A 2,603-nucleotide genomic window follows, 5' to 3' on the forward strand; every position below is an offset into this window, starting at 1 on the left:
CTTCGACCCGGCGCAGCGGCCGGGCGCCGTACGCCGGGGGGCTTCATGCTTAGATGCTTTCAGCACTTATCCCTTCCGCACATAGCTACCCAGCGATGCCTTTGGCAAGACAACTGGTACACCAGCGGTGCGTCCATCCCGGTCCTCTCGTACTAAGGACAGCTCCTCTCAAATTTCCTACGCCCACGACGGATAGGGACCGAACTGTCTCACGACGTTCTGAACCCAGCTCGCGTACCGCTTTAATGGGCGAACAGCCCAACCCTTGGGACCGACTACAGCCCCAGGATGCGATGAGCCGACATCGAGGTGCCAAACCTCCCCGTCGATGTGGACTCTTGGGGGAGATAAGCCTGTTATCCCCGGGGTAGCTTTTATCCGTTGAGCGATGGCCCTTCCATGCGGAACCACCGGATCACTAAGCCCGACTTTCGTCCCTGCTCGACTTGTAGGTCTCGCAGTCAAGCTCCCTTGTGCCTTTACACTCTGCGAATGATTTCCAACCATTCTGAGGGAACCTTTGGGCGCCTCCGTTACCTTTTAGGAGGCGACCGCCCCAGTCAAACTGCCTGCCTGACACTGTCTCCCACCCCGATTCAGGGGTGCGGGTTAGAATTTCAATACAGCCAGGGTAGTATCCCACCGACGCCTCCACCGAAGCTGGCGCTCCGGCTTCAAAGGCTCCTACCTATCCTGTACAAGCTGTACCAAAATTCAATATCAGGCTGCAGTAAAGCTCCACGGGGTCTTTCCGTCCTGTCGCGGGTAACCTGCATCTTCACAGGTACTATAATTTCACCGAGTCTCTCGTTGAGACAGTGCCCAGATCGTTGCGCCTTTCGTGCGGGTCAGAACTTACCTGACAAGGAATTTCGCTACCTTAGGACCGTTATAGTTACGGCCGCCGTTTACTGGGGCTTCAATTCAAAGCTTCGTGATGCCACTAACCTCTCCTCTTAACCTTCCAGCACCGGGCAGGCGTCAGCCCCTATACTTCGCCTTACGGCTTCGCAGAGACCTGTGTTTTTGCTAAACAGTCGCCTGGGCCTATTCACTGCGGCTCTCTCGGGCTTGCACCCTAACAGAGCACCCCTTCTCCCGAAGTTACGGGGTCATTTTGCCGAGTTCCTTAACGAGAGTTCTCTCGCTCACCTTAGGATTCTCTCCTCGCCTACCTGTGTCGGTTTGCGGTACGGGCACCTTTCACCTCACTAGAGGATTTTCTAGGCAGTGTGGAATCAGGAACTTCGGTACTATATTTCCCTCGCCATCACAGCTCAAGGTACATGGTGACGGGATTTGCCTCGTCACCCCTCTAACTGCTTGGACGCGCTATTCCAGCAGCGCGCTTACCCTATCCTCCTGCGTCCCCCCATTGCTCAAACGGTGAAGAGGTGGTACAGGAATATCAACCTGTTGTCCATCGCCTACGCCTTTCGGCCTCGGCTTAGGTCCCGACTAACCCTGAGCGGACGAGCCTTCCTCAGGAAACCTTAGGCATTCGGTGGAAGGGATTCTCACCCTTCTTTCGCTACTCATACCGGCATTCTCACTTCTAAGCGCTCCACCAGTCCTTACGGTCTAGCTTCTCAGCCCTTAGAACGCTCTCCTACCACGGACACCAACGGTGTCCATCCACAGCTTCGGTGATACGTTTAGCCCCGGTACATTTTCGGCGCAGAGTCACTCGACCAGTGAGCTATTACGCACTCTTTAAATGGTGGCTGCTTCTAAGCCAACATCCTGGTTGTCTAAGCAACTCCACATCCTTTTCCACTTAACGTATACTTTGGGACCTTAGCTGGTGGTCTGGGCTGTTTCCCTTTTGACTACGGATCTTATCACTCGCAGTCTGACTCCTAAGGATAAGTCATTGGCATTCGGAGTTTGTCTGAATTCGGTAACCCGATGAGGGCCCCTAGTCCAAACAGTGCTCTACCTCCAAGACTCTTACCTTAAGGCTAGCCCTAAAGCTATTTCGGAGAGAACCAGCTATCTCCAAGTTCGATTGGAATTTCTCCGCTACCCACACCTCATCCCCGCACTTTTCAACGTGCGTGGGTTCGGGCCTCCAGTAAGTGTTACCTTACCTTCACCCTGGACATGGGTAGATCACCTGGTTTCGGGTCTACGACCACGTACTCAATTCGCCCTATTCAGACTCGCTTTCGCTGCGGCTCCGCCTCTTCAGCTTAACCTCGCTTGAAATCGTAACTCGCCGGTTCATTCTACAAAAGGCACGCCATCACCCATTAACGGGCTCTGACTACTTGTAGGCACACGGTTTCAGGTTCTCTTTCACTCCCCTTCCGGGGTGCTTTTCACCTTTCCCTCACGGTACTGGTTCACTATCGGTCACTAGGGAGTATTTAGCCTTGGGAGATGGTCCTCCCTGCTTCCGACGGGATTTCACGTGTCCCGCCGTACTCAGGATCCACTCTGGAGGGAACGAAGTTTCAACTACAGGGTTGTTACCTTCTTTGACGGGCCTTTCCAGACCTCTTCATTTACTTCGTTCCTTTGTAACTCCGTGTAGAGTGGACCAGGCGCTGCAGGTGATGCAGCTCGTCAGCGGGGCGGACGACGAGGACCTCGCGGCACTG

General features: G+C 54.4%; 1 rRNA gene. It reads right to left on the reverse strand.

The features are described 5' to 3' along the window. Nucleotides 1–2,603, reverse strand: a 23S ribosomal RNA gene (locus ACFT2C_RS29010); the annotation flags it as partial.

The sequence above is a fragment of the Promicromonospora sp. NPDC057138 genome (assembly GCF_042670845.1).
Classification (GTDB): Bacteria; Actinomycetota; Actinomycetes; order Actinomycetales; family Cellulomonadaceae; genus Promicromonospora.